The organism is Methylobacterium currus (assembly GCF_003058325.1).
In the GTDB taxonomy this organism is placed as follows: Bacteria; Pseudomonadota; Alphaproteobacteria; order Rhizobiales; family Beijerinckiaceae; genus Methylobacterium; species Methylobacterium currus.
Map to the genome: position 1 here is coordinate 1,151,764 of NZ_CP028843.1, position 23,684 is coordinate 1,175,447.

Sequence of the window (23,684 nt, forward strand, 5' to 3'; positions counted from 1 at the left end):
GCGACTTCTGCCTAAAAAGTGAGCAGATTTGCGCCGCGCTGGGCGCGACCCGCACCAGCTCCCCTGACCCTGCGCGAGGTCTGGGGGTTGGCGGCCATTCAGGACGCATTTCCTTTGCCTTGGCCCCCGTCTTGCGTCTAGCTTCGGGGCAAACAGAGGGACGCCCATGCCGCTCAGCGCGTTCGACGAGATGACGGGAACTCAGGAGAGCGGACTGAGCCCGGCCGCGGTGCGCGAGGCGTACGCGGCGCTCAAGACCTGGCTCGACACGACGCCGCCCGAGCATTTCGACACGCGGCGCAGCCAGGCCGAGTTGTTCTTCCGCCGGATCGGGATCACCTTCGCGGTCTACGGCGACAACGAATCGACCGAGCGGCTGATCCCGTTCGACATCATCCCCCGGGTGCTGACCAAGCCCGAATGGGGCTTCCTGGAGCGCGGCCTCAAGCAGCGCGTCACCGCGCTCAACATGTTCCTGGCCGACATCTACGGCCCGCAGGACTGCATCAAGGCCGGGATCATCCCGGGCGACCTCGTCTACCGCAACCCGCATTACCGGCTCGAGATGCGGGACTTCCAGGTCCCGCACGGCAAGTACGTCCACATCGCCGGCATCGACATCGTGCGCACCGGCGAGGACCAGTTCTTCGTGCTGGAGGACAATGCCCGCACGCCGTCCGGGGTCTCCTACATGCTGGAGAACCGCGAGGTGATGCTGCGGCTCTTCCCCGAGCTCTTTTCCAAGCACCGGGTCTCCCCGGTCGAGGCCTATCCGGACGCGTTGCTGGCGACCCTGCGCAGCCTCGCGCCGATGAGCGCCGCGCGCGACCCGAGCGTGGTGCTGCTCACGCCCGGCCGCTTCAACTCGGCCTTCTACGAGCACTCGTTCCTGGCCGACAAGCTCGGAGTCGACCTCGTCGAGGCCTCCGACCTCTTCACCAAGGACGACGTGGTCTACATGCGGACCACGGAGGGGCCGCGTCGCGTCGACGTGATCTACCGGCGCATCGACGACGACTTCCTCGATCCCCTGGTGTTCCGGCCCGATTCGGTGCTCGGCGTGCCGGGGCTGATGAGCGCCTACCAGAGCGGCAGCGTGACGCTCGCCAACGCGGTCGGCACCGGCATCGCCGACGACAAGGCGGTCTACAGCTACATGCCGGAGATCGTGCGGTTCTTCACCGGCGAGGAGCCGATCCTGCACAACGTGCCGACCTGGCGCTGCCGCGAGAAGGACGCACTCAACTACGTCCTGGCGAATCTCGGCGACCTCGTGGTCAAGGAAGTCAACGGCTCGGGCGGCTACGGCATGCTGGTCGGCCCCCACGCCACCAAGCGCGAGATCGAGGAGTTCGGCCGCAAGCTGCGCCACGCGCCGGACGGCTTCATCGCCCAGCCGACGCTCGCCCTCTCGACCTGCCCGACCTTCGTCGCCTCCGGCGTCGCGCCGCGCCACGTGGATCTCAGGCCCTTCGTGCTCGCGGGCGCCGACGAGATCCGGATCGTGCCGGGGGGCCTGACCCGGGTGGCGCTGAAGGAGGGCTCGCTCGTGGTCAATTCGAGCCAGGGCGGCGGCACCAAGGATACCTGGGTGCTCGACGGCTGAGAGCCGCCGCGGATTTTTCGCGTCTTTCGAGAGTCCGCCGGGCCTCCCGGCCCGGTCCGCCCGCACCGCCACAGCGTGAGCCTCGAGCCCCGCCATGCTCTCCCGCACCGCCGACAACCTGTACTGGCTCTCGCGCTACGCCGAGCGCGCCGATTTCGTCGCCCGCATCCTCGACGCGGCCCTGCGCCTCTCCGCCCTGCCGGCCAATTACGGCGGCGGCGACGCCAACGAGTGGGAATCGGCGCTGGCCTCGGCCGGCAACATCGAGCTCTTTCGCCCGCTCTACGACAGCGTCAACGAGCACACCGTCCGCGACTTCCTGGCCTTCAGCCCCAACAACCCGTCCTCGATCCGCTCCTGCCTGCAGACCGCCCGGGAGAACGCCCGTGCCGTGCGCACCGCGCTGACGAGCGAGATGTGGGAGGCGATCAACGAGGCCTTCCTGCACCTGCGCAGCTTCGAGGGCCGGGACATGACCCGGGAGGAATTCGCCCGCTTCCTCGACTGGGTGAAGAGCGTGTCGCTCGCCTTCGACGGCTCGGCCTACCGCACGATGCTGCGCAACGACGCCTACTGGTTCACAAGGCTCGGCATCGCCATCGAGCGCGCCGACAACACCGCCCGCATCCTCGACGTGAAGTACCACGTGCTCTTGCCTGAGACCGAGCGGGTCGGCGGCAGCCTCGACTACTTCCAGTGGACCACGATCCTGCGCGAGGTGTCGGCGCTCACCGCCTATCACTGGGTCTACCGCGAGAGCATCAAGCCCTGGCTGGTGGCCGACCTGCTGATCCTCAACCGCGAGATGCCGCGCTCCCTCGCCAATTGCTACGAGATGCTGGTCAACAACCTCGACCGCATCGCCGACGCCTATGGCCGCCGCGGCCCGAGCCAGCGCCTCGCCCGCGGCATGCTGGCCCGGCTCGACGACGTCACGGTGGAGGAGATCTTCGCCTCCGGCCTGCACGAGTTCATCCAGGACTTCATCGCCGAGAACAACCGCCTCGGGGCGGCGGTGATCGAGCAATATCTGGGCTGAGGGGGGATTCGGACGATCTCCCAAGGTTTCGCCCATCCGCGGGACGGTGTATGACCGCCCCGCACAGCCCAGCTTCGACGTGACAGCGAGCATCGCGACACCATGCGCATCCGCGTCGTCCACGAGACGGTTTACCAATACGACAGCCCGGCCCGGGGCCTGATCCAGATGCTGCGGCTGACGCCGCGGGACCATGACGGCCAGCACGTGCGCGCCTGGCGTATCGAGCCGACCGTGGACGGCCGCCTGAGCCGGCGCGAGGACGGCTTCGGCAACGTCGTCCACGTCTTCAGCGCCGACTGCCCGGAGGAGACACTGACCATCCGGGTCACCGGCGAGGTCGAGACCAGCGAGACCCACGGGGTAATGCGCGGCACGCCCGAATGGCTGCCGGACGCGTTCTACCTGCGCGAATCGCGCTTCGCCGTCGCCGACGAGGCGATCCGGACCTTCGCGGACGAGGCGGCGGGGGAGAGCACCGACCGGCTCGATCGGCTGCACCGCCTGCTCGCCGCCGTCCATCAGGCGGTCGATTACGCCCCCGGCCCGACCGGCACCGCCACCACCGCGGCCGAGGCCTTCGCCCTGCGCAAGGGGGTGGGGCAGGACCTCGCCCACGTCTTCATCGCGGCGGCGCGTCACCTCGAGATCCCGGTCCGCTACGTCTCGGGCTATTGCTGGCGGCCCGACACGGCGGAGCAGGAGGCCGGCCATGCCTGGGTCGAGGCGCGGGTGCCGGATCTCGGCTGGGTCGGGTTCGATCCGGCCCACGGCATCGCGGTGACCGAGGCGCATCTGCGGGTGGCGATCGGCCTCGACTACCTCGACGCCGCCCCGGTCCGCGGCAGCCGCACCGGCGGCGGCACCGAGACCATGACGGTGCGGGTGCGGGTCGACGATGCCCGGGCGCAGGCGCAGGCCCAGCAAACCCAGCTGTCGCAGGTGCAGGGCCAGGTGCAGGCCCAAGGGTAGCAGGCCCAAGGGTAGCAGGCTCGCGGGCGACACCTCCCTGTGGCCCCGCCGCGATAGGCGCGGGCGACCTCACCCGGCGGCAGCGGAATCGGCTGGATTCGGGAACCGGGCTGCGCCAGGGTGGCGCCGCGCGCGGTGCCGGACCGTTCGCGCCTGAGATCGGCGCCAGAGATCGACGCCTGAGATCGCTGGGGGGCGGTGAGCGATGACCTATTGCGTCGGGATCCTGGTCGAAGAGGGTCTCGTCATGATCGCCGACACCCGCACGAATGCGGGGCTCGACGACATCTCGACCTATCGCAAGCTCCACATGTTCACCACGCCTGGCGAGCGGGTGCTGGCGCTCGCCTCGGCCGGCAACCTTTCGGTGACCCAGTCGGTGCTCTCGCTCCTGACCGAGGGCGTCGAGGATCCCGATACCGGCAAGCCGGAGACGATCTACGAGGCGCCGACGATGTTCCGCGCCGCGCAGCTCATCGGCCGCGCGATCCGCAAGGTGCGGACGATCGAGCGCGCCGGCTTCGAGGCGGCGCAGCTGCGCTTCGAGGTGTCGTTCCTGTTCGGCGGCCAGATCGGCGACGGGCCGATGCGGCTCTACATGATCTACTCCGCCGGCAACTTCATCGCCTGCAGCCAGGACGCGCCGTTCCTGCAGATCGGCGAGCACAAATACGGCAAGCCGATCCTCGACCGTGCGGTGACCTACCGGACCGACATCTACGACGCCCTGAAGGTCGGCCTGGTCTCGATGGATTCGACCATGCGGTCGAATCTCGGCGTCGGCCTGCCGATCGACCTCACGGTGATCCGCCGCAACACCTGCGACACCGAGGTGCTGCACCGGATCGAGGCCGGCGAGCCCTACTTCCATGACCTGCGCGAGCGCTGGTCGGCGGCCCTGCGGGCGGCCCACCGGGCGATCCCGCGGCCGCCTTACGGGCCGGGGACGAAGTAGGGCGGCCTCCACGTTCACCCGCGACCTCGTCCCGAGGTCGTGGTTGTGGGACGGGCCTCGGCGCTGGTGTCGCGCCGGGCGGAACGCCGCGCGGGCCTCAGGCCCGCGCGGCGTCGCGTCAGGCCGCCGGCTCGCGCCGCACCCGCACGGCGAGGCACAGGAAGGCGGCGATGATCGGCCCGGCCGCCAGGGTGAGGAGCGCGGGCGTGAAGCTCTGCGTCGCATCGCGGATCCACCCCACCAGATAGGGGCCGCCGAAGCCGGCGATCTGGGCGAGCCCGTTGATCATCGCCAGGCCCCCGGCCGCCGCCGCGCCGGTGAGGAACTGGGTCGGCAGGGCCCAGAACACGCCGAGCAACGCCCAGACCCCGAAAGCCGCGGCGCAGAGGAGGAGCAGGCTGAGGAGCGGCGTCGGCGCCACGGCGCTGGCCGCCAGGAACAGGCCGCCGATCAGCGCCGAGAGGGCGGTGTGGAACTTGCGCTCGCCGGTCCGGTCGGAAGAGCGCGCCACCACCACGAGGCCGATCGCCGCGAAGACGAAAGGGATCGCGGTGACGAAGCCCGTCTGCAGGTCGGTGAGGCCGCCGATGCTGCGCACGATCTGTGGCAGCCACAGGACCACGCCGTACACCGCCACGGCGTTGAACATGTAGACGAGGGTGAGCAGCCAGACCCGGTAATCGCGGAAGATGGTGCGGAACTCGTGCGAGCCGACGCTCTCGACCTGGCGGTTCTCCTCGGCGAGCGTGCGGATCAGCCAGGCGCGCTCCTCGGCATCGAGCCAGCGCCCGTCCTCGGGCCGGTCGACGAGGTAGAAGAAGGTCACGACGCCGAGGATCACCGCGGGGGCGGCCTCAATGATGAACAGCCACTGCCAGGCGGCGAGGCCGAGCCAGGTCGGGTTGCTGGCGAGGATCCAGCCGGAGAGCGGCGCGCCGATCACGCTCGAGAGCACCGTCGCGGTCATGAAGCCGGCCGTCGCCTTGGCGCGGTCGCGGGCCGGGTACCAGTAGGTGAGGTAGAGCAGGATCCCGGGCACGAAGCCGGCCTCGGCCAGCCCGAGCAGGAAGCGCATGGCGTAGAAGCTCCACTCGCCCTGCACGAAGGCCATGCCGCCGGAGACGAGGCCCCAGCTCACCATGATCCGGGCGATCCAGCGCCGGGGACCGACCCGGTGCATGATCATGTTGCTCGGCACCTCGAAGAGGATGTAGCCGAGGAAGAAGATGCCGGCGCCGAACCCGTAGGCGGTGGCCGACAGCCCGAGATCCTTGTTCATGTGAAGCGCCGCGAAGCCGACGTTCACCCGGTCGAGGTAGTTGATGATGAACAGGACGAAGCAATAGAGCACGATGCGCGGCCGGAGCTTGGCGAGCACGCGTCGGCGCAGGTCAGGATCTCGGCTCGCCGCCGCGGATACATGCGCGACGGCGGCCATGGGGGCGGTGGTCATGGGGTCCTCTCGATGAAAAGCCGGACGGCGCGCGAGGGGGCGGGCCGGCGGGCGATGTGGAAAGCGTGGCCGGTCGACGTCCGGACCCCGGGGCGTGGCACCCTGCGCCTCGACCGGGGACGATCGCGGCGTGATACGGCGCACCGTATCGAGACCCCTGCCGCAGCCACGGAACCTGATCGGGACTTGCCTGATCGGGACCTGCCCGATCGGGACTTGCCTGATCGGGATCTGGCGGCGCTTCGGCGTGACAGGCCCGGTCTACGAGATCGTCCGGGTCGGGCAGACCTTGGACGACGATGACGGCCTCATGCGCGTGCGGCTCGTCGAGACGGGCGAGGAAGTGGATGACCGCTTCACGGACATTCTCGACGATCCTCGGGAGCAATGATGTTCGCTATCGCGTTCGATCCCGTGGTGGCCGAGGCGCAAAAAGCATCACCCGCGAGGCGTCGCCCAAGCCTATGCGGACATCCGATCCCGTCTTGCCGGACATGGTTTCGACTGGATCCAGGGCAGCCTCGACGTCAGCAAAACTGAGGATCTGGCCAAGCTGTTTGCGGCGATCACGGCGCTCAAAGCCTTGGCGTGATTCCCGCTTTGCGTAGGAGACATCCGGGCGTTCCAGGTCGAGCAATGGTCCGATTTCACCTCGACCGTGAAAGCTTAGAGACCTCCGGCAGAGAAGAGCGGGATCGCCCCCGCCCGGGCGGGGGCGTCTCGCTCAGTACGTCGCCCGTCCCCCCGACACGTCGAAGACGGCACCGGTGGAGAATGAGGCCTCCTCGCTCGCCAGGAAGCAGATCAGCGACGTCACCTCGTCGATGGCGCCGAAGCGGCCGATCGGAATCTTCGACAGCATGAAGTCGATGTGCTGCTGCGTCATCTGGTCGAAGATCGCGGTGCGCACCGCCGCCGGGGTGATGCAGTTCACCCGGATCTCCGACTTCGCCAGCTCCTTGCCGAGCGACTTCGTCAGCCCGATCACCCCGGCCTTGGAGGCCGAGTAGGCCGAGGCGTTGGGGTTGCCCTCCTTGCCGGCGATCGACGCGACGTTGACGATGCGGCCGTAGCCGCCCGCCTCCATCGCCGGCACCGCGGCGCGGTTGCAGTAGAACAAGCCGTTCAGGTTGACGTCGATCACCCGCTGCCAGGCGTCGACGGGGTAGTCGCGCAGCGTGGTGTTCGGCCCGGTGATGCCGGCGCTGCACACCAGCACGTCGAGGCGGCCGCCCAGCGCCGCCAGGGTCTCGCGCATGGCCGAGTCGACCGCGGACGCGTCCGCGATGTCGAGGGCCCGCGTGTCGGCAGCGCCGCTCTCGGCCCTGGCCTTCTCCAGCGCCTCCGCGTTCAGGTCCCAGAGGGCGACCGTGGCACCCTCGGCCCTGAGGCGGGCGGCGACGGCCAGGCCGATGCCGGAGGCACCGCCGGTGACGAGGGCCGTGCGGCCCTCGAAGCGGTTCGGGAAGGTCATGCTCTCACGCCTCCCGGCGCTGCCAGGCGGTGACGTCCTGGCGCTGCTCGCCCAGCTTCTCGATGCCGAGCGTCATCACGTCCCCGGCCTTGAGGAAGACCGGCTCGGGCTTCATCCCCATGCCGACGCCGGGGGGCGTGCCGGTGGTGATGATGTCGCCGGGCATCAGGGTCATGAAGCGGCTGACGTAAGCGACGATCTGCGCGCAGGTGAAGATCATCGTCCGGGTGTTGCCGGTCTGCATGCGGCGGCCGTTGAGGTCGAGCCACATGTCGAGGGCCTGCGGATCGCCCACCTCGTCGGAGGTGACGAGCCAGGGACCGACCGGCCCGAAGGTGTCGCAGCCCTTGCCCTTGTCCCAGGTGCCGCCGCGCTCGATCTGGTACTCGCGCTCCGAGACGTCGTTGACGAGGCAGTAGCCGGCCACGTGGTCGAGCGCCTGCGCCTCCTCGACGTAAGATGCGCGGCGGCCGATCACGATGCCGAGCTCGACCTCCCAGTCGCTCTTCACCGAATCCTTCGGCAGCATCACCGCGTCGTTCGGGCCCGACAGCGAGCTGATCGCCTTCATGAAGACGATCGGCTCCTTCGGCACCGGCAGGTTCGACTCGGCGGCGTGATCGGCGAAGTTGAGCCCGATGGCGATGAACTTGCCCACGTCGGCCACCGGCGTGCCGAGGCGCGGCGCGCCCTCGACCACCGGCAGGCTGCCGGGATCGATCGCCGCGAGGCGGGCCAGCGCCTCCGGGCCGAGCGCGTCGGGCCCGAGGTCGGCGAGGTGGCCGGACAGGTCGCGGATGCGGCCCTCCGCGTCGAGCAGGCCGGGCTTCTCCTGGCCCGCGGGGCCGTAGCGCAACAGCTTCATCGGGTCGAACCTCCGTGAAATCCGGGCACGCGCCGCACGGCGCGCGGGTGTAGGGGCGCGGGGCAGGGCGGGACGGAGGGGTCGATCGCTTCGGTTTCCTCCGGCACGGCCCTGGCGCCGCACCATTCGATCCCATATAGTGGGATCTTGTTCTTGTATGTGGGACGATACGCCGATGCGATCGAAGCCGTCAACTGCGGAGGCGGGCGTGGCGCCGGGGAGCCAGACGCTCCTGCGCGGCCTCGCCATCCTGGAGGCGGTGGCGGGCGGCGCCCGGGACCTCGCGGCTTTGTCGGCGTCGCTCGGGACCACGCGCAGCACCACCCACCGCCTCGCCGCGGCCCTCGTCGAGCAGCGCTACCTCACCTTCGCGCCGCGGGAGGGGTACGCGCTGGGCCCCAAGCTCGTCGAACTGGGGTTTCGCGCCCAGCAGGCGGCGCCGGTGACCCGGGTGGCGCGGCCGCATCTCGAGCGCCTGTCGGCGGAATGCGGCGACACCATCCATCTCGGCGTGCTGGAAGGCGACTGGGCGCTCTATCTCGACAAGCTGCCGGGGCGCCGGCGCATCGAGATCAGCTCACGGGTCGGCGAGCGCCAGCCGGTCTGGTCGACGGGCCTCGGCAAGGCCCTGATCCTCGATCTCGACGAGGCGCGCTGGCGGGGCTTCCACCGCCTCGGCGCGGCGCGGGGCGGCCACAGCCCGGACCTGGAGACGTGGCTCGACCGGATGCGGGCCTACGCGGCGCGGGGCATCGCCTACGACCGCGAGGAGAACGAGCCCGAGGTGCGCTGCGTCGCCGGCCCGATCCGCGACGCGAGCGGCGCGATCGTCGCGGCGTTCAGCGTGACGAGCACCGTGCAGTACATGGACGAGGCCCGGATGGAGTCCCTGGCCGGGACGGTCCAGGCGGTCGCCGCCGCGATCAGCCGGGATCTGGGGTGGGCGGGTTAGCCGGCGCACCGGATGCGGGCAGGGCGCGGAGGGGCGGGCGGGGGCGCAGGTCTGCGCGACCGCGACTGCCCTGATGGCCCCGAAACAAACTCCGGGCCATCCGAGAGACATTGCTCGCACCACCTCCTCGCGCGGGGTCCTTCCGCATCGGAGACGGAGGCGGTTGCCAGTTCAGGCACCCGGAACCCAACGTTGCACCCACCTCATGTGAGCGCTCCGCCGGGCGCTTTACTGGATCGCAGCAGACGCTAACTTCCCGTCCGGAACGACGGGAAACTCGCGCTGCCGAGCTGCGGGCCGGAGGGGTGCAGGATGAATCCGCTGATCCGGAAGCTCGAACGGTTCACCCGCCTGAGCGAGGCGGACAAGCGCCTCCTGCACCAGGCCGCGACCGCCCGGATCATCAACTACGACGCGCATCAGGACATCATCGCCGAGGGCGAGGAACCCTGCGACGTCAACCTCATCCTCGCCGGCTGGGTCTGCCGCTACAAGCAGCTCGCCGATGGCGGTCGCCAGATCATGTCGTTCCTGATCCCGGGCGACCTGTGCGACCTCAACATCTTCCTCCTGCGCCGCATGGACCACGCCCTCGGCACGCTCACCCCGGTCGTGGTGGCCAAGATCTCGCGCGACCTGCTCCAGGAGATGCTCAACGCCGATCCGCGGCTGACCCGGGCCCTGTGGTGGGAGGTTCTGGTGACGGCTGCCATCCACCGCGAATGGCTGGTCAATATCGGGCGGCGCACCGCGCTGGAGCGCGTCGCCCACCTGCTCTGCGAGCTGTTCGTGCGCCAGCAGGCCGTCGAGCGGGTGCGGGACGGCCGATGCGAGCTGCCCATCACCCAGGTCGAGCTCGCCGACGCGCTGGGCCTCTCGGCCGTGCACGTCAACCGCACCTTGCGCGAGCTGCGCCTCGCCGGCCTGATCGACTGGCGCGACAAGCTGCTCGCGATTCCCGACCTCGACGCCCTGACGGCGATCGCCCGGTTCGATCCGGATTACCTGCACCTGGATTACGAAGGCGAGCGGTTCGAGGCGGGGTGCTGACGGCGACACCGGATCCGGCCTGCCTCCGGGCGAGGCCGGCCAGGAAGGCCGTGGCCGTTCGGCGCCGAGGTACGACGGCGGATCCGCGCCATGGCCGGATCGGAGAGCTCCGCCACCGGGATGGCCGCTCGATGCCGGCTCGCAGCCCTGCCTGAACCCGGCGACCGTGCCCCCATCCCTCCCGTCGACCCGCACAGACTTCGCATAGAGGGTATCGCAACGCATGCCTGCGATCTGCTCTACTTTTCCAGCTTGTATAAAGTTTTAATACCTATTTCTCATCGTCGATATATTTGATTATACGTTAGATCAAAGACAGTGCGATTTTTCTCGATGTCATTTTGTCGTTAATTGCAAATGATTTTTGCAAAATCCTGCCCAAAAAATCCATTGCACTTCGAATGATATAATGTTGAATGCCGAAGTCATCACGCAAACGTGATTTTTCCGAATCTCTCGGTCGGGAGACCTGTCTTGGAAATTTTCCCTCAAACAAGCGGAGCGGGGCGTCGCCTGACTTTCGCCTGCGCATTGGGACTGAGCCTGTCATGTCTCGTCCCGATCGAGTCGTCGGCTGAGACGGCCGGTCGCGCCTTTCAGCAGATGCTGCAGCTCAACCTGCAAGCCTTGCAGAAGGCGACGCCGTTCCAGAACAATTCCGGCCAGATGCCGCCTCCGAGTCAATATGCGGGGCCGTTCTTCCAGCTCAATCATGCTTGGCCGACGTCGCCGCCTTCGAAGATGACGAACGCGCCCTGGCAGGTCGCCATCGGCAACAAGCCGATCACCGTCGCCAACGCTGCCACCTATACCGCAGCCGTGAAGAAGGCGGTCACCGAGAACGGGCGATCGCTGATCATGAATTACGACCAGTGGGATGCCGCCAAGGCGGGCTGGTACAACGAGCCGTGGCTCGGCAGCCTGCGCGAGCCGATCCATGGCGCCTACACCGCCGGACAGTTCGGACCGGGCATCTTTCCGAACACGGGCCTCGATGCGACCTTTCGAACGACTGTCGTGACCTATTACGACGAGCGGGCCGCTTACTCCCTGAACAAGGTTTGGGGCAAAACAGCGATGACCCCGACCATCTCGACCGATGCGTTCCAGTTCGACGAGGGGTCGATCATCGTCAAGGCAGCCATCTTCTACTCGACGGACCCGAAGAAAGAAACGAACTGGTGGACGGCGATGCAGGGGGCGCAACCGTGGCGCCTGTTCACGCCCGTGGCCCAGCAGCAAGACAACCCGCAACCGTCGCCGCAGCTCTGGACCGGCTATGTCGCGCAGTTCGACATCATCGTGAAGGACAGCCAGTCCGCGCCGCAGACCGGATGGGTCTTCACGACCCTGGTCTATGACAGCTCGGCCCCCGGCGACGTCTGGGACAAGATGGTCCCGCTTGGTGCGCAATGGGGCAACGATCCGCAAGCCGGAGGAAATCCGGCGTTGATGACCGAGAACTGGATCAACCCCCAGGCACCGACCTATTCGACGCAGACACTCGGCTGGGGCGGCCGGCTGTCCGGGCCGAACGACGGCGCCACCAATCCGATCGCCGTCAACGGGAAGACTTTCGACAATGCGCCCAATTCCAGCTGCATGAGCTGCCACAGCACGTCGCAGTGGGACCCCAAACAAAACAAGATGGTCACGTTCCTGTTGCCGTCCTATCCACCGCAACCGGGTGAACGCGCGCCGTTCGAGGAATGCGGCAACGACGGCAAGCCGGCACCAGGTGGCAACTACATCTGCTCGCCGGCGCCGGGATCGGCGGAATGGATGAAATGGTTCCAGAACCGGCTCGGCACCGTCCCGATGGATGCGGGCTCGATCGCGACCGATTTCGACGAGGTGTTCTCGTTCAAGTCGCTGCCACTGTGGTACGCCGCGACGGCCACGAACCAGCAAAATGCCCCGGTGATGTTGATGCGGCCATCGATGGCCACGCCCTTCAATCAATACACCGGCGCACCGCTGCCGAAACCCGACGTCTCGAAGTGACCGCCGGGCGCGGGTGATCCCAGGGAGCCTTTGTCCGACGAAGCGGAGATCGGTCCGTCGGACAAGGCAACGATATCGGAAACCCGGAGCATCGGCCGATCGCAATGCGATCCGGGCGATGCCGTCATGCGGTTTGTCATCATCGGGGATCGACGTCAGGACCACGCGTCTCGCATCGAGACGCGCAGAATGCTCCTCTCCCGCGCGGGGGAGAGGGGGACACCGCCTGATCGGCTCCAGAACCGATCAGGCGGCGTCGCGCCTCACCGCACCCCGCGCTTCAAGTCATCGGCAATCAACAGCGCGCTGCGCCCATCCCCCGCCTCGGCCAGGCGGTTGCGGTAGACCTGGAGGTTCTCGGTCACCCGCTGGACGTAGTTGCGGGTCTCGGTGAAGGGGATGCGCTCGACCCAGTCGACCGGGTCGACGCTCGGGTTGCGGGGATCGCCGTAGGCGTCGATCCACTTCTTCACGTTGCCGCCGCCGGCATTGTAGGCGGCGAAGGCGAGGATGTAGGAGCCGCGCCAATCCTCCATCAGCTCGCCGAGATGGGCCTGGCCCAGGCGGGCATTGTAGGCCGGGTCGCTGGTCAGCCGGTCGGTGTCGAAGGCGGCGCTGACCCGGCGGGCGGTGCGCTGGGCGGTGGCGGGCATCATCTGCATCAGGCCGCGGGCGCCGACGCTCGATTGCGCCCGCGGGTCGAACTGGCTCTCCTGCCGGGCGATGGCGAAGACCATCGCGCGCTCGACCTGCGGCACCGCCGAGGAGGCCTCGTAGGACGGGATGCCGTTGGTCGGGTAGGCGTGCCGGTCGAGGGGCAGGCCGCGCTGCACCGCGGTCTTGCCGATCGCCACCAGGGCGCGGGGATCGTTGAGCGACATCGCGACGTCGCCGAGCGCGTTGAGCTCGGCCGGCTCGGTCAGGCGCTGGGCGAAGTCCATGTAGAGCGGCAGCATCAGCTCCTTGAGGCCGGCCGCCGCCAGCAGTCGCAGGGCGCGCACGGCGTTGCGGTTCTCGAAGGCGGTGCGGGCGGCCTCGTCGAGGGTGCTGCACGGCCGGAGGGCCAGGGAACTCTGCCCGAGCTTCGCCCGGGCGAGCTGGCCGTAATAGGCGATCGGCTGAGCGCTCGCGCGCTCGTAGAAGGCGCGCGCTTCCGTGGCCTGGCCCATGCCCTCCGCGGCGCGGCCCTGCCAATAGGCTGCCCGCGCCACCGAGATCGGCGTCTCGGCGATCGCCGCGGCGGTGGCGAAATGCGTCGCCGACAGCGCGGCGTCGTGGAGGAAACGCAGGGCGATCCAGCCGGCGTGGAACTCGGCCTCGATACGCTTCTCGACCGAGCGGGCGCTGTGCCCGGCGGCGACCGCGTAGGCCACCCGGGCGTCGCCGGCATCGAGGAGCTTGCGGGCGACGATGCGGCGCTCGATCCACCACTCGTCGGGATCGGCCAGGACCTCGGGATTGCGCGGCGCCTGGGCCATCACGGCGGCGGCCTCCGCCGGCTTGTCGAGGCGGCGCAGGTACTGGGCGCGGGAGAACAGGAAGGAGGAATCCTGGCGCAGGCTCGGCGGCACCGCGTCGAGGGCGGACCCGGCATTCGCGGCCTTCGCCTCGACGGCGCGGCGGGCGCGCACCAGGGTGCCGTAGGCCTTGCCGGCGTAAGACGCGGCACGGCCGGCGGTGTCCCAGTCCTCCCGCATCAGCGCCCGCTCCATGCGGTAGCGGTGATCGACCTCGCCGATGAGCCCCGGGAAGGCGTCGAGGACCTTCAGCTCCAGGGTGCGGCCGAACGTGTCCTCGCGCCACAGGTCGCGCACCAGGCCGGCGGCGTCCTCGGAGAGCCCGTCGGCCTTGAAGGCGAGAGCGAGGGCGAACTTGCCCGGCGCGCTCTGCGGCCGGCGGGCGGCGAAATAGGCCCGCACCACGGACGGGGACTTGCGCTGCGAGAGCAGGGCCTCCTCGGCGCGCCGGCGCACCATGGCGCCGACCGGCCAGTCCGGGTTGTCGCGGATGAACGCGACCGTGCGCTCGAAGCCGATGCCGGCCCCGGCGCGGATCGCCACCCAGTCGAGGAGGGCGCGGGCGGCGGGGTCCTTGAGCCCGTCGCGGATCCGGTCGCCCTCGCTCACCTGGCCGCGCCGATAGGCCTCGACCGCGCCGCGCAGGGCCGGGCCGTCGACCTCGGTGCCGAGCACCGGCCGGCCCGGATCGGGCACGCTCGGCACCGGGGCCGGGGGGTTGATCGCCGCGTCCGGGGCGGGGAAGGGGATCGGCACCTCCGGATCGGCGGCGGCGAAGGCCGCAGCCGTCGCGGGCAGCCGCTCCGCCGCCGTGCTCGGGCGCAGGCCGTCCTCGTCGCTCCGCTCGACCGCGCGGGCGGCGGCCGCGGGCAGGGCCGCCGCGGCGGGCAGGGCCGCCGCCGGAACCGGAGCGTCCGGCGGGGCCGCCACGGTCGAGCCGCCGAGCGCCGACAGCGAGGTCAGCGCGGCGCCGGACACCGTGAGGGCGAGGACCGCGAGGCGGCGCCGTCGAGGCGAGAGCAGCATGGTTCCCGTTCCCCTGGAGAGCTCGAAAGACCGGACGCCCATGGTGGGAGCGCCACGTTAAGAAGCGATTAACCCTGGCTTCCGGTGGTGCCGGAACGCGGGGCGTTGCGTGTGCGTTTGCGCGCGATGAACCGGGCGCCGGAGCGTCTGCGCGCAGGCCCTCACGGCCGCATGCCGGAGCGTTTGCGCGTCAGCGCTCGAGGCCCTATGTGTCGGACGCCGGACGGCCGAGTTGGTCCCCCGATGGTGGTCCCCCAAGGCTGTGGTCTCCTTGGTGATCCGCATGCGGGCCGGCCTCCCAACCAGAGATCCCGGGGGCGCCGCCCCGACCGGGCGAGGAACGCCAGCATGACGTCGACGCAGATCTCGCAGCGCCTGAGGGGCTCGCTCACCGCCCTGGTGACGCCGTTCCGCGACGGCGCCTTCGACGAGCACGCCTTCCGGGCCTTCGTGGCCTGGCAGATCGAGAACGGCACCCACGGCCTGGTGCCCACCGGCACCACCGGCGAGAGCCCGACGCTCACCCACGCCGAGCACGACCGGGTGGTCGAGGCCTGCATCGACGAGGCCGCCGGCAAGGTGCCGGTGGTGGCCGGCGCCGGCTCCAACTCCACCGCGGAGGCGATCGAGCGGTCCCGTCATGCGGAGAAGGCCGGAGCGGACGCGCTGCTCATCGTCACGCCCTACTACAACAAGCCGACCCAGGAAGGGCTGTACCAGCACTTCAAGGCGGTGAACGATGCGGTCGGCATTCCCATCCTGATCTACAACATCCCCGGTCGCTCGGTGATCGACATGAGCGTCGACACCATGAAGCGGCTCTACGAGCTGCCGAACATCGCCGGGGTGAAGGATGCCACCGCCAACGTCGCCCGGGTCAGCCTGCAGCGCCAAGCCATGGGCGAAGACTTCGTCCAACTTTCTGGCGAAGATGCGACCGCTTTGGGATTCATGGCGCATGGCGGCCACGGCACGATCTCGGTGACCTCGAACGTCGCGCCGCGTCTCTGTGCCGATTTCCAGGAAGCCTGCCTGTCGGGCGACTACCGCACGGCACTCCAGCTCCAGGACCGGCTGATGCCGCTCCACACCCACCTCTTCGCGGAGACCAACCCGTCGCCGACGAAGTACGCGCTCGCCCGCCTCGGCCTGATGCGCGAGGACGTGCGCCTGCCGATGGTGCCGGTGGGCGAGGGGACGCGCGGCCTCGTCGACGGGGCGCTGCGCCACGCCGGCCTCACCAACGGCTGAGCCGCACCTTATATGAGGGCGGGAGCGACCTTGCTCCCGCCGCCCGCCTTCCGAGGACCTCCGCCGCCCGATGGCCAAGAAACCCGAGCCGAAGAACCGCGTCGTCGCCGACAACCGGAAGGCCCGCTTCAACTACGAGATCACCGACACGGTCGAGGCGGGCATCGCGCTGACGGGCACCGAGGTGAAGTCCCTGCGCGGCGGCAAGGCGACGATCGGCGAGGCCTTCGCCGGCCCGTCCGGCAACGACCTCCTGCTGTTCAACGCCTACATCCCCGAATACCTCGAGGCGAACCGCTTCAACCACGACACCAAGCGGCCCCGCCGCCTGCTGCTGCACCGGCGCCAGATCGACAAGTTCATCGGCGCGACCCAGCGCGAGGGCTACACGGTGGTGCCGCTGAAGATCTACTTCAACGAGCGCGGCCGGGCGAAGGTCGAGCTGGGCTTGGGCCGCGGCAAGAAGCTCCACGACAAGCGTGAGACCGCCAAGGAGCGCGACTGGCAGCGCGACAAGGCGCGGCTGATGCGCGACAAGGGCTGACGCCGCCCTCCGGCACAACACGCCGCACTGACACCACCGCCCCGGCCTCCTAGCTTTCGCCAGGCAAACGGCCAGCCGGATGAAGGCCGGAGCGGAGGCGCCGATGTTCGTCGAGGGAGGATGGCGGCCGCCCTGGGAGCCGCCGCCGCGCCCGCCCCGGCCCCGGCTGACCGGGCGCCAGGAGCGGGTGCTGATCTGGATCATCGTCGTCAACGTGCTGCTCTGGTTTCTCGCCCCGATCGGCGGCGCGACCGTGATCCACGCCGCCCTCGCGATGATGCATTAGGCGCGCCGCCGCAGCCCAGCCGCGCGCCGCCCCGAATTGCCGCCCCCCGACCCCCGTGCTAGCGCGACGTTCCAAAGAAACGGACGAAGCGAGCATCATGGCGCGGCGCCCCCTTATCTCCGGCGACATGCTGCCGCTGCTCACCCGGCTGTGGCGCGACTGGCTGCGGCCCCATGCCGGCACGCTGGCGATCGTGCTGGTGCTGATCGCGGTGATCGGCGCCGCCACCGGCTTCTACCCGACGCTGATCAAGGCCGCCTTCGACGCCTTCGACGCCAAGGATGCCGGCGCGCTCGCCTACGGCCCGGCCCTGGTGATCGCCGTCACGGCCGTGCGGGGCTTCGCGCTGCTCGGCCAGACGGTCCTGACCAACCGGGTCGTCACCCGGATCGAGGCCGACATGCAGGCGGCGCTCTACGGCCACATGATCGAGCAGGACCTGGCCCAGCTCGGCCGCGAGAGCCCGGCGAGCCTCACGCAACGCTTCACCACCGACTTCGCCTTCATCAAGGAGGCGCTGACGCGCATCTCCACCGTGCTCCTGCGCGACGTGGCGATGCTGATCGCGCTGGTCTGCGCGATGATCTGGATGGACCCCTGGCTGACGGTCGTCGCCGGGGTCACGGTGCCGTTCATCGCCGGGCCGATCGCCCGGATCGGCAAGAAGCTGCGCCGGGTCTCGACCTCGACCCAGGAGCAGGTCGGCGCCACCGCGAGCCTGATCAGCGAGAGCCTGGCCGGCGTGCGCGTCGCCAAGACCTACGGCCTCGAGGGCTACCTCAAGGGCCGCACCCGCGACGCCCTCGACGAGGTCCGCCGCCTGAAGATGAAGGCCGCCAATGCCCGCGGCCGGCTCGACCCGCTACTCGAAGTCGGCGGCGGGCTCGCGGTCGCCGGCGTGCTCGCCTTCATCGGCCACCGCATCCTGTCGGGCGAGAAGACGGTCGGCGACTTCACCGGCTACGTCGCGGCCCTGCTGCTGGCCGCCCAGCCGGCCCGGGCGCTCGGCAACCTCAACGCCATCCTGCAGGAGGCCTTGGCGGCCCTGTCGCGCACCTTCGCGCTGATGGACGAGGCGCCGACGATTCAGGAGAAGCCGGGGGCGCCGGCCTTGACCGTCGCCGGCGGCGAGATCCGGTTCGAGGGCGTGCGCTTCCGCTACCGCGAGGACGCACCGGCGCTGGAGGGCATCGACCTCACGGTCCCGGCCGGCCGCACCACGGCCCTCGTCGGCCGCTCAGGGTCCGGCAAGTCGACCCTGCTGTCCCTGGTGCCGCGGCTCTACGACGTGACGGAGGGCCGTGTCGCGATCGACGGGCAGGACGTGCGCGACGTGACGCTGGCCTCGCTGCGCCGCGCCGTCGCGGTGGTGTCGCAGGAGGTGGTCCTGTTCGACGACACGATCGCGCAGAACATCGCCTTCGGCCGCGAGGGCGCGAGCCGCGAGGAGATCGAGGCGGCGGCCAAGGCCGCGGCGGCGCACGGCTTCATCACCGCCAGGACGGAGGGTTACGACTTCCGGGTCGGGCCCGCCGGCAACCGGCTGTCGGGCGGCGAGCGCCAGCGCATCGCGCTCGCCCGCGCTTTCTTACGCGACGCGCCGATCCTGCTCCTCGACGAGGCGACCTCGGCCCTCGACGCCGAATCCGAGCAGCTCGTCCAGGCGGCCCTGACCCGGTTGATGCGCGGGCGCACCACCTTGGTCATCGCCCACCGCCTCTCGACGGTGCGCGACGCCGACCTGATCGTCGCGATGGAGGGCGGCCGGATCGCCGAGACCGGCAGCCACGCCGCGCTGATCGCCCGCGGCGGCACCTATGCCCGGCTGCACCGGCTCCAGCTCGCCGACGACCGGGAGCCCGCCTCGGCGGCGCAGGCGTCGTGAGGCCCGGGACGACCTCGGCCGATGCGCCGTCGGGGCGCCGCCTCGCCCTGGGCGTCGCCTTCGCGCTCGTCGCCGTCAGCCTGTGGGGCGGCTGGTTCGTCATCACCCGCCGGACGGTGGCGGCAGGGGGCGTGCTCGGGCCCGCCGACCTCGTGGCGCTCCGCTTCGGCATCGGCGGGCTTCTGCTTCTGCCGGTGCTGGCCTTGCGCCTGCGCGGCCTCGACCGGAGGGCGCTCGTCGACGGGGCTTTCCTCTACGTGGCGCAAGGCGCGCCCTTCGCGCTCCTGATCTCGGTGGCCCTGCGCTACGCGCCCGCAGGCCACGGGGCAGCGCTGACGCCCGGGACCATGCCGCTCTTCGCCGCACTCCTCGGGGCGCTGATGCTGCGCGACCGGCCGGGACGCCTCGCGCTCGCCGGTCTCGGGCTGATCGCCGCCGGGGCGCTCACCCTGGCGGGGGGCTTTCGCGACGCCGACGAGCTGTTCGGCTACGGCCTTCTCCTCACCGCCGCCTTCCTGTGGGCCGCCGGCACGGTGCGGATGCGCCGCTCCCGCCTCACCGCTCTGGAGGCGACGGCACTGATCTGCGTCGGCTCGCTTCTCACCTACATCCCGCTCTATCTCGCCTCCGGCCTGACGCGCCTCCTGGAGGCGCCGCCGGCGGAGGTCGCGATCCAGGCAATCTATCAGGGCGTGATGGTCAGCGTGGTGGCGCTCATCGCCTTCAATCGCTCGCTGGCGCTGATCGGCCGGCGCAGCCCGGCCTTCACCGCCCTGGTGCCGGTGATCGCGACGCTGCTGGCGATTCCCGTCCTCGGCGAGGTGCCGGACCCGCGCCATGTCGGCGCCATCCTGGCGATCGGGGCGGGGGTGCTGCTGACGACGCGGGGGTGAAGAGGCTTCGTGGAGGAGCGCAGCCCCTTCCCAACGTGAGCGGGAACCGGCCCGGTCGCACAGCGCCACCCGATCGAAACGCCGAGGACAGGCGATGGCCTACTTCCATCACACGATCCATGGCACCGTCCTCGACTTCGCCCATCCGGAACCGCGCAGGCTTGCCTTCGTCGTCAGGAACCTGGCGCGTGAGCTGGCGATCGATGTCCGTTTCTCATACCATCGCGCTTTCGTATCGACACGTCGATGCGAAAGCGTCCGGCGCATCAGCGCCGGCGCCCGTTCGGGCTGGGCCAGCGCCTTCGAACGTGTCCGTTCGAGGGCGCGGCGGTATCAAACCACTCTTTCACATGCAAGTTCGAGGAGGGCCGCCACACGACGGAGCCTCTGATCATCGATCACAAGCAACGGCGCGCCTACGATGCCGAGCGGCACGAGTTGTCGCGTCGGCTTCCGGCGATCGTGGATGCGCTCCCGACCGCCTCGGTCTACCTGACACCGACCGACCGGAACTACGTGGTCATCGCAAATATTACCACGGCAGACGGCCGGCAATATCCGATGCACTTCAATTTGCGCCGTGCGCCTCCCGGGCATTCGTCTCACTTGCTGATGTCGTCGAGAGCGCCTATCCGGTGACCGACCGTCGGCAGGTGCTCGCGGGCACCACGACAATCAGCTTCCCCGTGCTCTGCGCGAAGATCTACCGGGGGGAGCGCATCCGGTCGCAAGCTCGTCGCTAGACGTGAAAAACCCCGCATCTCGCATGGAGTGCGGGGTGATCACTCGCCATGACACTTGGATATCGCGCGTTGCGCGTGGACCGGTCACGGTTGCCCATGTCCGGCGGCCTGGGGCTCTTGCGGCAAACCGCTCAGGCGACCAGTCCCCAGCCCAGCAGATATGCAGATCGGATCGAAAAATCTAACCCTCACGCAGCCTCACTCGCGCCGCAGCAGCCGGTCGACCAGCAGGTCCGACCACAGACCGGCGCGGAAGTCGCGCTTGAGCGCCTCCGGGTCGTAGACGTGCTCGACCCAGTCGAGGAAGCTCAGGCCCTTCGGCTCGCCCTCGGTCAGGTAGCGCTCGAAGAACGCGTCGAGGATGCCGGTCTTGGCGAAGCGGAAATGGCCGAACCTCGCCGAGAGCTGGCGCGCCGCCTCGCGGACCGGCCGGCCCTCGTGCAGGATCAGGTAGAGGGCGGCGGCCAATCCCGCCCGGTCGGCGCCGGACTTGCAGTGCAGCACGGCCGGATAGGCGAGGCCGGCGAAGAAGTCCCTGGCGGCGAGCAGGGTCGCCTTGTCGGGCGCCTCGCGCGAGCGCATCACGAACTCGACGAGCTGCAATCCCTCGCGCTCGCAGGCCTCGCGCTGGAGCTGCCAGGAGCCGTGCTCGCGCCCGCCGCGCAGCGAGATGATCGTGCGCACGCCCTGGCGCCGGAACCAGGCGAGGTCGTGCGGCGCCGGCTGGGCCGAGCGCCAGACCATCCCGCGCCCGATCCGGTGGCGGTTGAGATAGGCCAGGCGGATCACGCCGTGGTCGATGAGCAGCATGTTGGCCCAGGCGCGCAGGCGTCCACCCGGGCCGGCGATCGGCTGCTCCCAGCGGGCGATGCGGGCCATGCGGCGGGCGTAGCGGGTCTCGGGCGGGAGGAAACGGTTGAGCACGAAGGAGCGGGCGCCTGAGTGATGAAATCGCGATTCGCCGGAAGCGCAGCGTGCCGCTCTACCAGCCGCGTGACCCGGCCGCAACGACGCCGCCGCCGATGAGCCGTCGCACAAGCCTGGCATTGCGCTTGCGACGTCTCCCCCGCATCGTAGGGACGCGATCCGTCGGCTAACAATCGAGGGGGAAGGCCGTGAGCACTCAGGTCGTCAGCATTCGCCGAGCCCGAGACCGGGATGCCGGAATGCTGTCGGAAATCTTCGACGCCGCCTGGCGCGAGGCCTATCAGGGCATCATCCCGGGCGTCGCCCTCGACCGGATGCTGGCCCGGCGCGGGCCGCGCTGGTGGCGCTCCACCATCGGCCGCAACCGGCCGCTGGTGGTGCTCGAGGTGGGCGAGAGCGTCATCGGCTACGTCTCCTACGGCCGCTGCCGCGACCGGTCGCTCAAGGCCGAGGGCGAGATCGACGAGATCTACCTCGCGCCGACCTACCAGGGCCTCGGCTACGGCACCCGGCTCTTCCGGGCGGTGCGCAACGACCTCGCCGACCGGGATGTGCGCCGGGTCGCGGTGTGGTCGCTCACCGAGAACGACCGGGCGCGGGACTTCTACGAGCGGATGGGCGGACGCGTGGTGGCCGAGGCCTGCGACCGCATCGCCGGGGCCGACCTGCACAAGGTCGCCTACCTGTTCGGCTGAGAGGCCGGGGCGGGGCCGCGGCGGAGACGGCCTTTGCCTCCTGTTTGATCGTTGGCGCGGTCACCTGCCTAATCGATAATCATCCGCAGCAATGGGGCCGGGGGGCGACGGTCATCGCATCCGGTCCGGCTGCAGGGGAACTTGTCCTCGACTGTCACGGCCGCCGATGCGTTCCGGCGCTTGTGCGGGCGCTCGCGGCCCTCTAAGTGCACCTCACCAAACTCCCGCTGCGCTGGCGTCTCCACAACGACCGGTGGCCGGGGGTTTTGTGAGAGACACTCAGGACCGCGCCATTCAGGGGCATTCGCGCCCTTGCAGGGAGTTTGCTCATGCGCCTCGACGCCATCTCCATCGGCAAGAACCCGCCCGAAGACGTCAACGTCGTCATTGAGGTTCCGGTCGGCGGCGAGCCGATCAAGTACGAGATGGACAAGGAGGCCGGGACGCTGATCGTCGACCGGTTCCTCTACACCGCGATGCATTATCCGGGGAATTACGGCTTCATCCCCCACACCTTGTCGGGCGACGGCGATCCGTGCGACGTGCTGATCGCCAACACCCGGGCGATCGTCCCCGGCGCCGTGATGAGCGTGCGCCCCGTCGGCGTGCTGGTGATGGAGGACAATGCCGGCGAGGACGAGAAGATCATCGCCGTCCCGTCGCGCAACCTGACCAAGCGCTACGACCGGATCGAGAACTACACCGACCTGCCCGACATCACGATCCACCAGATCCAGCACTTCTTCGAGCACTACAAGGATCTCGAGCCCGGCAAGTGGGTGAAGATCGTGCGCTGGGGCGACAAGGCCGAGGCGCAGCGCCTGATCCTCGAGGGCATCGAGCGGGCCACGAAGGCGAAGTAAGCAGGACCGTGACGGGAGGGTTCGGCGCGGGATCGCGCCCGAACCTTCCGCCACGGAACTCGGGCCCGCCCAAGGTCCGCCTCGTCAGGGGTCGCATACCCTTGCCCAAGCTCGGCAACCCCGGCTTCGGATGGGGGGAGGGCGACGCGGCGAGCGAGCGCAGGGGGACAGCGCTTCCGAAGAGGTGGCGACCATGAAGACGGGCGCGAACCCGGTCAGCCTCGCGCTCCCCCTCTTCCACGCGAGGCACGAGCGCGTCGCGCCCACAACAGGGAAACTTCCCCCGCAGAGGGGAAGGCGGTTGTTGCGCAGGACTGGCGCGGATCAAGCCGTCGGTCGGCTCACCCGATCGTCCGTCCGGAAATCTCGTCCAGGCCAGCGCCCGATCACGGGGCACATCTCATGGAGCGTTCCATGGACGTGATCTCGGCGATCTCGGCGCGCTGCCGCGCGGAGAGTGGCACGTCGGCCTGATCGTCGTACCGGCAGCCGGCATTGCCGAAGCTGCGGATCGCCTTGGCGGTCTTGAAGCAGTAGCCCGCCTCCTTGTAGATCATGTTCCGCTGATACCAGAACTCGTCGCAGGATTGAGCCAAGCCCGGCGTTGCGCCGGCCAGGACCAGCAGGGCGGCGGTCGCTGCATGCTTCATGAATGGCACCTGTTCTGAAGGACCGAGGCGAACC

21 protein-coding genes are annotated in these 23,684 nt (G+C 69.5%); 15 read left to right on the plus strand and 6 right to left on the minus strand.

Annotation, left to right across the window (positions count from 1 at the left end; all coding sequences use genetic code 11):
• Nucleotides 1-166: 166 nt before the first annotated feature.
• The 4 genes from DA075_RS05235 to DA075_RS05250 all read left to right on the plus strand — a co-directional run bounded on the left by DA075_RS05235 (nt 167) and on the right by DA075_RS05250 (nt 4,572).
• On the plus strand, nt 167-1,606 hold the full coding sequence (locus DA075_RS05235; protein WP_099952321.1) for a circularly permuted type 2 ATP-grasp protein: 1,440 nt from the start codon (nt 167-169) through the stop codon (nt 1,604-1,606).
• A 94-nt stretch (nt 1,607-1,700) separates the two neighbouring features.
• Nucleotides 1,701-2,645 (plus strand): alpha-E domain-containing protein, encoded by a 945-nt coding sequence (locus DA075_RS05240; protein ID WP_099952322.1) that lies wholly within the window; start codon nt 1,701-1,703, stop codon nt 2,643-2,645.
• 102 nt (nt 2,646-2,747) lie between these two features.
• Nucleotides 2,748-3,617: a transglutaminase family protein gene (locus DA075_RS05245; RefSeq protein ID WP_099952323.1), complete on the plus strand. Its 870-nt coding sequence runs from the start codon at nt 2,748-2,750 to the stop codon at nt 3,615-3,617.
• Between the two features lie 205 nt (nt 3,618-3,822).
• Entirely contained in the window at nt 3,823-4,572 is a 750-nt protein-coding gene (locus tag DA075_RS05250) for a proteasome-type protease (protein WP_099952324.1), read from the plus strand.
• Between the two features lie 118 nt (nt 4,573-4,690).
• Here the strand turns inward: DA075_RS05250 and DA075_RS05255 are convergent, their stop codons facing one another.
• Nucleotides 4,691-6,025, minus strand: a complete 1,335-nt coding sequence (locus DA075_RS05255; protein WP_232386245.1) for an MFS transporter — start codon at nt 6,023-6,025, stop codon at nt 4,691-4,693.
• 94 nt (nt 6,026-6,119) lie between these two features.
• Here DA075_RS05255 and DA075_RS05260 point away from each other — a divergent pair, with 94 nt between their 5' ends.
• Nucleotides 6,120-6,416, plus strand: a complete 297-nt coding sequence (locus DA075_RS05260; RefSeq protein ID WP_244936506.1) for a DUF5397 family protein — start codon at nt 6,120-6,122, stop codon at nt 6,414-6,416.
• Nucleotides 6,417-6,749: 333 nt separating this feature from the next.
• Here DA075_RS05260 and DA075_RS05270 read toward each other — a convergent pair whose 3' ends face one another.
• Together DA075_RS05270 and DA075_RS05275 are read right to left on the minus strand one after the other, a co-directional pair.
• Complete coding sequence (locus tag DA075_RS05270) at nt 6,750-7,499, minus strand: SDR family NAD(P)-dependent oxidoreductase (RefSeq protein ID WP_099952325.1); 750 nt, start codon at nt 7,497-7,499, stop codon at nt 6,750-6,752.
• 4 nt (nt 7,500-7,503) lie between these two features.
• On the minus strand, nt 7,504-8,364 hold the full coding sequence (locus DA075_RS05275) for a 2,4-didehydro-3-deoxy-L-rhamnonate hydrolase (RefSeq protein WP_099952326.1): 861 nt from the start codon (nt 8,362-8,364) through the stop codon (nt 7,504-7,506).
• Nucleotides 8,365-8,572: 208 nt separating this feature from the next.
• On the opposite strand from DA075_RS05275, the gene DA075_RS05280 reads away from it, so the two are divergent.
• The 3 genes from DA075_RS05280 to DA075_RS05290 all read left to right on the plus strand — a co-directional run bounded on the left by DA075_RS05280 (nt 8,573) and on the right by DA075_RS05290 (nt 12,370).
• Nucleotides 8,573-9,316, plus strand: a complete 744-nt coding sequence (locus DA075_RS05280) for an IclR family transcriptional regulator (protein WP_232386242.1) — start codon at nt 8,573-8,575, stop codon at nt 9,314-9,316.
• Between the two features lie 312 nt (nt 9,317-9,628).
• Nucleotides 9,629-10,366, plus strand: coding sequence for a Crp/Fnr family transcriptional regulator (locus DA075_RS05285; RefSeq protein ID WP_099952328.1), 738 nt, complete (start codon nt 9,629-9,631; stop codon nt 10,364-10,366).
• A 474-nt stretch (nt 10,367-10,840) separates the two neighbouring features.
• Nucleotides 10,841-12,370 (plus strand): hypothetical protein, encoded by a 1,530-nt coding sequence (locus DA075_RS05290; RefSeq protein WP_123834149.1) that lies wholly within the window; start codon nt 10,841-10,843, stop codon nt 12,368-12,370.
• Nucleotides 12,371-12,633: 263 nt separating this feature from the next.
• Here the strand turns inward: DA075_RS05290 and DA075_RS05295 are convergent, their stop codons facing one another.
• Nucleotides 12,634-14,913 carry a lytic transglycosylase domain-containing protein gene (locus tag DA075_RS05295; protein WP_099952330.1) on the minus strand — a complete coding sequence of 760 codons (2,280 nt, stop codon included), beginning with the start codon at nt 14,911-14,913 and terminating at the stop codon, nt 12,634-12,636.
• 348 nt (nt 14,914-15,261) lie between these two features.
• On the opposite strand from DA075_RS05295, the gene dapA reads away from it, so the two are divergent.
• From dapA to DA075_RS05320, 5 genes are all read left to right on the plus strand, one after another.
• Complete coding sequence (dapA, locus tag DA075_RS05300) at nt 15,262-16,164, plus strand: 4-hydroxy-tetrahydrodipicolinate synthase (protein ID WP_099952331.1); 903 nt, start codon at nt 15,262-15,264, stop codon at nt 16,162-16,164.
• A 70-nt stretch (nt 16,165-16,234) separates the two neighbouring features.
• On the plus strand, nt 16,235-16,708 hold the full coding sequence (gene smpB / locus DA075_RS05305; protein ID WP_048428442.1) for an SsrA-binding protein SmpB: 474 nt from the start codon (nt 16,235-16,237) through the stop codon (nt 16,706-16,708).
• A gap of 103 nt (nt 16,709-16,811) precedes the next feature.
• Nucleotides 16,812-16,994 carry a hypothetical protein gene (locus DA075_RS05310; RefSeq protein WP_099956419.1) on the plus strand — a complete coding sequence of 61 codons (183 nt, stop codon included), beginning with the start codon at nt 16,812-16,814 and terminating at the stop codon, nt 16,992-16,994.
• 97 nt (nt 16,995-17,091) lie between these two features.
• Nucleotides 17,092-18,879 carry an ABC transporter ATP-binding protein gene (locus DA075_RS05315; RefSeq protein WP_174800060.1) on the plus strand — a complete coding sequence of 596 codons (1,788 nt, stop codon included), beginning with the start codon at nt 17,092-17,094 and terminating at the stop codon, nt 18,877-18,879.
• A complete protein-coding gene (locus DA075_RS05320; protein WP_099952332.1) occupies nt 18,876-19,772 on the plus strand; it encodes a DMT family transporter in 897 nt (298 codons plus the stop codon). The genes DA075_RS05315 and DA075_RS05320 overlap by 4 nt, the downstream gene beginning before the upstream one ends.
• 941 nt (nt 19,773-20,713) lie before the next feature.
• Here the strand turns inward: DA075_RS05320 and DA075_RS05325 are convergent.
• Nucleotides 20,714-21,439, minus strand: coding sequence for a fused DSP-PTPase phosphatase/NAD kinase-like protein (locus tag DA075_RS05325; RefSeq protein WP_099952333.1), 726 nt, complete (start codon nt 21,437-21,439; stop codon nt 20,714-20,716).
• 191 nt (nt 21,440-21,630) lie between these two features.
• Here DA075_RS05325 and DA075_RS05330 point away from each other — a divergent pair, with 191 nt between their 5' ends.
• Together DA075_RS05330 and ppa are read left to right on the plus strand one after the other, a co-directional pair.
• Nucleotides 21,631-22,137, plus strand: coding sequence for a GNAT family N-acetyltransferase (locus tag DA075_RS05330; RefSeq protein ID WP_099952334.1), 507 nt, complete (start codon nt 21,631-21,633; stop codon nt 22,135-22,137).
• 329 nt (nt 22,138-22,466) lie between these two features.
• Nucleotides 22,467-23,000, plus strand: coding sequence for an inorganic diphosphatase (ppa, locus tag DA075_RS05335; RefSeq protein ID WP_099952335.1), 534 nt, complete (start codon nt 22,467-22,469; stop codon nt 22,998-23,000).
• A gap of 386 nt (nt 23,001-23,386) precedes the next feature.
• On the opposite strand, the gene DA075_RS05340 is transcribed toward ppa, so the two are convergent.
• On the minus strand, nt 23,387-23,650 hold the full coding sequence (locus tag DA075_RS05340) for a YARHG domain-containing protein (RefSeq protein ID WP_099952336.1): 264 nt from the start codon (nt 23,648-23,650) through the stop codon (nt 23,387-23,389).
• Between the last annotated feature and the right edge of the window lie 34 nt (nt 23,651-23,684).

Coding starts and splice junctions, on each gene's coding strand:
- DA075_RS05235 (WP_099952321.1), top strand. CDS start 167: ATGCCGCTCAGCGCGTTCGACGAGATGACGGGAACTCAGGAGAGCGGA.
- DA075_RS05240 (WP_099952322.1), top strand. CDS start 1,701: ATGCTCTCCCGCACCGCCGACAACCTGTACTGGCTCTCGCGCTACGCC.
- DA075_RS05245 (WP_099952323.1), top strand. CDS start 2,748: ATGCGCATCCGCGTCGTCCACGAGACGGTTTACCAATACGACAGCCCG.
- DA075_RS05250 (WP_099952324.1), top strand. CDS start 3,823: ATGACCTATTGCGTCGGGATCCTGGTCGAAGAGGGTCTCGTCATGATC.
- DA075_RS05255 (WP_232386245.1), bottom strand. CDS start 6,025: ATGACCACCGCCCCCATGGCCGCCGTCGCGCATGTATCCGCGGCGGCG.
- DA075_RS05270 (WP_099952325.1), bottom strand. CDS start 7,499: ATGACCTTCCCGAACCGCTTCGAGGGCCGCACGGCCCTCGTCACCGGC.
- DA075_RS05275 (WP_099952326.1), bottom strand. CDS start 8,364: ATGAAGCTGTTGCGCTACGGCCCCGCGGGCCAGGAGAAGCCCGGCCTG.
- DA075_RS05285 (WP_099952328.1), top strand. CDS start 9,629: ATGAATCCGCTGATCCGGAAGCTCGAACGGTTCACCCGCCTGAGCGAG.
- DA075_RS05295 (WP_099952330.1), bottom strand. CDS start 14,913: ATGCTGCTCTCGCCTCGACGGCGCCGCCTCGCGGTCCTCGCCCTCACG.
- dapA (WP_099952331.1), top strand. CDS start 15,262: ATGACGTCGACGCAGATCTCGCAGCGCCTGAGGGGCTCGCTCACCGCC.
- smpB (WP_048428442.1), top strand. CDS start 16,235: ATGGCCAAGAAACCCGAGCCGAAGAACCGCGTCGTCGCCGACAACCGG.
- DA075_RS05310 (WP_099956419.1), top strand. CDS start 16,812: ATGTTCGTCGAGGGAGGATGGCGGCCGCCCTGGGAGCCGCCGCCGCGC.
- DA075_RS05315 (WP_174800060.1), top strand. CDS start 17,092: ATGGCGCGGCGCCCCCTTATCTCCGGCGACATGCTGCCGCTGCTCACC.
- ppa (WP_099952335.1), top strand. CDS start 22,467: ATGCGCCTCGACGCCATCTCCATCGGCAAGAACCCGCCCGAAGACGTC.
- DA075_RS05340 (WP_099952336.1), bottom strand. CDS start 23,650: ATGAAGCATGCAGCGACCGCCGCCCTGCTGGTCCTGGCCGGCGCAACG.